General features: G+C 43.4%; 9 protein-coding genes. All 9 read right to left on the bottom strand.

The genetic code is table 11. The annotated features are described in order from the left end of the window. Positions 1–180: 180 nt before the first annotated feature. The gene (locus tag BLR43_RS13190; RefSeq protein WP_093071446.1) at positions 181–1,320 is read right to left on the bottom strand and encodes a tyrosine-type recombinase/integrase; all 1,140 of its coding nucleotides are present in this window, start codon (positions 1,318–1,320) and stop codon (positions 181–183) included. Positions 1,321–1,505: 185 nt separating this feature from the next. Continuing rightward, a complete protein-coding gene (locus tag BLR43_RS13185) occupies positions 1,506–2,165 on the bottom strand; it encodes a PNPOx family protein (RefSeq protein ID WP_093071445.1) in 660 nt (219 codons plus the stop codon). A 115-nt stretch (positions 2,166–2,280) separates the two neighbouring features. Then, positions 2,281–2,481 carry a TraR/DksA C4-type zinc finger protein gene (locus tag BLR43_RS13180; RefSeq protein WP_093071444.1) on the bottom strand — a complete coding sequence of 67 codons (201 nt, stop codon included), beginning with the start codon at positions 2,479–2,481 and terminating at the stop codon, positions 2,281–2,283. Between the two features lie 3 nt (positions 2,482–2,484). Continuing rightward, positions 2,485–2,703 (bottom strand): hypothetical protein, encoded by a 219-nt coding sequence (locus tag BLR43_RS13175; RefSeq protein ID WP_093071443.1) that lies wholly within the window; start codon positions 2,701–2,703, stop codon positions 2,485–2,487. Next, entirely contained in the window at positions 2,687–2,899 is a 213-nt protein-coding gene (locus BLR43_RS13170) for a hypothetical protein (RefSeq protein WP_093071442.1), read from the bottom strand. The genes BLR43_RS13175 and BLR43_RS13170 overlap by 17 nt, the downstream gene beginning before the upstream one ends. Then, positions 2,896–3,414 (bottom strand): hypothetical protein, encoded by a 519-nt coding sequence (locus BLR43_RS13165; protein WP_093071441.1) that lies wholly within the window; start codon positions 3,412–3,414, stop codon positions 2,896–2,898. Before BLR43_RS13165 ends, BLR43_RS13170 begins: the two co-directional genes overlap by 4 nt. Next, positions 3,414–3,767, bottom strand: coding sequence for a hypothetical protein (locus tag BLR43_RS13160; RefSeq protein ID WP_093071440.1), 354 nt, complete (start codon positions 3,765–3,767; stop codon positions 3,414–3,416). Before BLR43_RS13160 ends, BLR43_RS13165 begins: the two co-directional genes overlap by 1 nt. Further along, positions 3,760–4,677, bottom strand: coding sequence for a hypothetical protein (locus tag BLR43_RS13155; protein WP_093071439.1), 918 nt, complete (start codon positions 4,675–4,677; stop codon positions 3,760–3,762). The genes BLR43_RS13160 and BLR43_RS13155 overlap by 8 nt, the downstream gene beginning before the upstream one ends. Next, complete coding sequence (locus BLR43_RS13150; protein ID WP_143007460.1) at positions 4,674–4,898, bottom strand: hypothetical protein; 225 nt, start codon at positions 4,896–4,898, stop codon at positions 4,674–4,676. Before BLR43_RS13150 ends, BLR43_RS13155 begins: the two co-directional genes overlap by 4 nt. Between the last annotated feature and the right edge of the window lie 163 nt (positions 4,899–5,061).

Below are 5,061 nucleotides of genomic sequence, written 5' to 3'. Positions count from 1 at the left end.
TTCGAGTCTCTCCAGCCCCACCATTTTCGGATAGTGAATAAATTGTCTCAAACCTATACAAAACCTGCCTTCGGGCAGGTTTTTTTTATTGCCTAAAATTTGATAATTATTTATTAAAGCTACTGTTGTCGCAGTTTTGGCGCAATTTCTGCAATTCAACTACCGAGCATATCTCGGTAGTTAATCACCATAATCAAGCTTCATCATCTCAGCTTGCATACGCTCTGTATTGATCCACTTCGCATAGATTTTGGTAAACGTGATGATATCATGGCCCATCTGATACGCCGCTGCAGAAACATCGATCATGCTGTTGAGCATTGTCGTCGCATAAGTATGACGGCAATTATAAGCCGGTCGCGCTCTTACACCGATCACTGGTAGCACTTCTTGAAACTTTTCCGACAACTTATCTGGCCGTGTCCATGGCTCATCGGTGTGCAAACTGATAAACAGACGTGACTGGTGGCCAGTGAGCGCCTTGAGTCTATCCAGTACGACCAAAATTTTGTCATTTAGATAGATATTGCGGATCTCATTCGTCTTAGTTGACAGCTGCACTTTGCCACTACTCAACGTCTTACTTATTTTTGCTAGTCGATTTGTCACATCTATGTCAGCCCAGTCTATGGCCAGGGACTCACCAGGGCGGCAACCCGTCCAAAACTGCCATACAAAGTATAAATACCAAATCTCTTTATCACCCGTCCAATGGCTTTGCATATAGTTAAGTATGGCCAAACGCTCATTAGGTAAAAAAGGATCTGGCTCATCCTTTTGAGTCTTTTTATTACGGATACGTTTAGTCGGCAACTCTTCAATAATTTCATCAATAAAGGCTAAATCAAACACGCCGCGTAGTGGCGTGAGTGCGTCATTAGCAGTTTTGGTGCTACTAAAGTCATTCTGTGCAATCGCAGCGCGCACCATGGCCGGTGTTATATCTGCAATTGCTATAGATGCAAAAAAAGGCATCCACTTATTTTTGAGGATGCCTTTATATTTACGTCTAGTACCTGTATTACCGCTATCTAAGCTATCAAGATAAAGCTGCGCATAGTCTGCAAAAAGCGGTCTATCATCTGCTGCTGTCTCATCGGTAATATTACAAGCCAATTCAATATCTGTTACCGTCAGATCTTCCCACTTCCTACGAGCCATTAAACTAGCTCGTAGTTTTCCCGCTTGGGCAATGTTTTTCGGCGTCGCCGTGTACGGGAGGACGAAGTACCTGCGCCCTTCTCCTTTGATTGGGATATTAATTTCGACGCTGTCGTTTCGTACTCTGACGCCTTTTGGATACCCTGCTGGTCCAACCATTCATTCCACCCATTTAGACTAAAGTAAATCTTATTATCAACTCTTTTCCACACCTTGCCTTCTGGCCATTTTTCTTTGGCGATATATAGACGTGTATGTGGTAGGCCAATAAGTTTAGCAAATTGGGGGAGAGTTACCCAGTCCAACGGAACATTTGATTTGATAATTTCAATAACGTCCATCTTTCAGCTCTCCTTAATTACTTTAAATTCAATCACCCAAACCCAATCATTGCGATTCCAAGACTCATCGCCATGCTTTTCCATCCAACAATTAGAGAACGCTACTAACGGTGTTAGCACCAATCTCAAATTGTCAGGAAATTTAAAGCAAGCCTCTGCAACCGCATCCCCAAGCTTTATATCCTTTACACGCTCAATGCGAATATCTGTTATTTCTAGGAGTAAGCGACTTGCCCAGCGTGGCATTGTTTCAGCGTTACGCCATTTCGAGATATTACTTACATAATCATCATTAGCGCTAGCGCCTATATCTTCAAGATTTTTATACTTAACAACTATCTCTTTTCCGCCTACATATTCAAGTCTTATCTCACTTGCACTTAACGATTCTATAGGACGATATTGCTCCTGCACCCACAAACGATCGCCGATTTTACCGAACGGACATTTGACACTTACATAGCCATCACGAACAAAACTCTCATTGCTTTCTTCTTTGGTAAAAATAACTTCACCACTTGCCACACCATAACAATGTTGATATCCATCGGCCACTTGCTCATCAGTTAGAGATAGCACTCTATACTGCGTCTTATCACCTGCTAATACAGCATTAACTTCTTGTGCGGTTAAAATTATTGGGCGTTCTTTCACATCACTCACAATCACTCCCCTTTATTCAATTCAATCGACAACAACCAAACCACTGCCACTACCAACATACCAAGCAAGATAGCCATGCCGGTAATTACTAATAATTGCTCATTATTGGTTAGCATCACCGTCCCCTTCTCTCAAACACGCTTTGGCAATCTACACAGAGCGTTACCCCACCCACTGCTTGACGTTTAGCCGGTATATCTTCGCCACATTCCAAACATTCTGTCAGTGACGGTTTATCAAATTTTGGTGCGCGACTTAGGCAGTGAGCCAGTGTTAAGTCAACATAGTCGTTTGCGCGATCAGCATCATCAGCCATTGCTTACCCCATCTTCTCAACGTTCGCTTCGATACGCTTATAGCTGATACCGTAGCGATATTCTATTTTCATCCCGCGGTCAGCCAAGCGACATGCCCGACCAACCAAGTGACTACCAGCACTACATGCGTCTACAATCTCCCAGCAGCTTGTGTCTACTTCTAGCCAACTTAAGCCATAATTGTTTGCTGCAAACGTGATTCTTTTAATCTTTTTTGACATTACTACTCTCACTTGCTTGGATCATTGCATCTGCCCAGTCACGTATGTCTTTTAAGCGGTCGATGCTAAATTTTTTAAGGATATAAATATCTGCTTTGTCTGGCATTTTGTTATGCGGCGTTTGCAGCTTGATAAACAGTGCGTCATCTCTGACAAATAAATGAGCACGGCGGTTAAGGGATAATGTTTTACTCATCGCTTTAGCTCCCGTAATATCAGACTTTTAATCGTACCGGCTGCATACAGATGACCATGTTTGCCGTCTATATCTAATACATGATGATTTGGCGTACCGTAATGATCTTTTATGCATGACAGATACGCATCGTGATGTCCCAGCGCCGTGCGCGGCTCTTCATTGGATCTAATAAAGCGCTTGTACACGGTGCCATGACAGCTAAGCAGCACGCTAAGACCTGGCATTACGCTATCTTCCTGAAACGCCCAAAGCGGCTGCTGAAGACGACGCTTGATGGCAGACGCTGTATAGTGATGACGGTCCAAAAGGATTACATCTAGATGCTTATACTTATCTAGTATGTAGTCATCCTCAAACTCGACAGCATCAATACCACGCGATACCGTGATCACATCAGTTGCGATTGCTTGAGCGTTCAGGCACATAGCGACACGTTGACAGGCTGTTGTCACGCCGATATGCGCAGCACCATTGATGTTGACTAGCAACGGTTTTTTCGATTGTTTTGACATCACGCCACCTCGCTGTGGTCAGTGTTAGCAGCTACTGCGTCAAGTAACGGCTCAAGGTTGATGTTTGCGACATACGCAGCGCGCAAGTCAGCTTCCAATTGAATCATTACTGGCCATTGCGGTGGATTAATGCGACACCGGCGTTGAGACACTTGCACGATGACCAGCCGCAGCTGGTCTGCAACATCGATAAGTGTCTGTTGATCACGGTTGCATCTTGGCTTAGCGATATGCGCCGTCCATTTCACATTAGCGTCACGTAACGCTTTACGGCTGACCGCGTTTGTTAGCTTGGCGCTTTGGATAAGAGATGCCAGGACTGCTGATGGTTTGATATTGGCGATATTACGCATAGCAAGCCTCCAGCGCCGCGCGGAATGCTGGCAGTTCGTCTTCGGTTATGGTGCGATAAGTTTCGTTGTGCCAAACCGATATCTTTACGTACCGACCTGTATGATTCCACTGATTCAGTGAAAAGCAACTATTAAGGTCTGCTATGCCAAAGCTTGATTTATCACTATTTTCTATATTTGATGTTGCTATGACAATCGCAAAATTAGGACGCTTATCATTAAAGGAATTGTTACCAATCACGATGTCCCACGCCATCAATTTATCACCACCAATCGCATAGTCGTCTTCGCTAAAACGGTCCATGCTATGCATGCGCTGGATAAGTGTTTCGGATAGGTTTTTGATAAAGATAAGCTGCATATCAGCTTGGGTTATTTGTGGTACTGATTCAGATAGCCAATTAGGTTGGTCTAATACATCATCGATATGTGGGACGCATTCGTCTAAGTCGTTGCCGCTTAGATAATCGACATCGTTGACGGTTTCACGGTCGATAGCACTGTTTTTCCAATCTTCACTAGATCTAAGATCGCAAAGGTATCTAGCTTTTGAACCATCTTGTGCATACCACAACGAGTAGTCCTTATTCTCGTTAGTTGCTAAGTCTTTTAATGGCACTTGAAACAACCAAACTTCATTATCAGCATCTTTGGCAGCACTTACCCACTTTTCATCCTGCCCTTCAAACACCCACTGACCCAACTCTTTAAGTTCAGGCTGTGATGCATCATTAGCGGCTTCGGCTTGCATAGCAGCAAGCAACCCATCAGCACGACTTTCCTTTTTCGCCGACAGGCCACGCGCTACTTCGTCCAATTTACCTTTTAGCGCTTCTATTTCAGCTTTGGTTTCGTCATCGAAGCCGACAACTATGCGAGTTTCAATCTTAGAGATAGTTTTGGCGCTCATGCTGCACCTCCCCAAGACAAAACGACAATCAACAAAACGCAAAAAACCATAAGCAAGCGCATATTCTGACGCGAATGCTTTAGGTTATTTTGTTCGATACTGAATTGTTGCTCGACAATTTGAAGCTGCTGATTGCGCTCATTGAGCATATTGCGGAGGCGCTTGATCTCGTATTGCTCGCGCCGCTCTTGGATGCTTGCTTTGATAGTAGAATCTGACATGACCATATACCCGTTTTGTTGATTACGGGTATATAATTACATTTGTAGTTTATATTGTCAATTACTTTTGTAATTTATTATCATAAAGATGTATTTATCCTAATTACAATTGATTTATTAACCCTCCGTTTTTTCTGTAACTATTTGTAGATGCCTTTGTTTT

Source organism: Psychrobacter pacificensis (genome assembly GCF_900101915.1).
In the GTDB taxonomy this organism is placed as follows: Bacteria; Pseudomonadota; Gammaproteobacteria; order Pseudomonadales; family Moraxellaceae; genus Psychrobacter; species Psychrobacter pacificensis.
The sequence above is the reverse complement of the archived record's forward strand: the minus strand, read 5'-3'. Positions and strand labels throughout refer to the sequence as shown.

Bases quoted from the DNA above. Each gene is read 5' to 3' on its own strand.
- BLR43_RS13190 (WP_093071446.1), bottom strand. From the start codon at position 1,320: ATGGTTGGACCAGCAGGGTATCCAAAAGGCGTCAGAGTACGAAACGAC.
- BLR43_RS13180 (WP_093071444.1), bottom strand. From the start codon at position 2,481: ATGGCTGATGATGCTGATCGCGCAAACGACTATGTTGACTTAACACTG.
- BLR43_RS13175 (WP_093071443.1), bottom strand. From the start codon at position 2,703: ATGTCAAAAAAGATTAAAAGAATCACGTTTGCAGCAAACAATTATGGC.
- BLR43_RS13170 (WP_093071442.1), bottom strand. From the start codon at position 2,899: ATGAGTAAAACATTATCCCTTAACCGCCGTGCTCATTTATTTGTCAGA.
- BLR43_RS13165 (WP_093071441.1), bottom strand. From the start codon at position 3,414: ATGTCAAAACAATCGAAAAAACCGTTGCTAGTCAACATCAATGGTGCT.
- BLR43_RS13160 (WP_093071440.1), bottom strand. From the start codon at position 3,767: ATGCGTAATATCGCCAATATCAAACCATCAGCAGTCCTGGCATCTCTT.
- BLR43_RS13155 (WP_093071439.1), bottom strand. From the start codon at position 4,677: ATGAGCGCCAAAACTATCTCTAAGATTGAAACTCGCATAGTTGTCGGC.
- BLR43_RS13150 (WP_143007460.1), bottom strand. From the start codon at position 4,898: ATGTCAGATTCTACTATCAAAGCAAGCATCCAAGAGCGGCGCGAGCAA.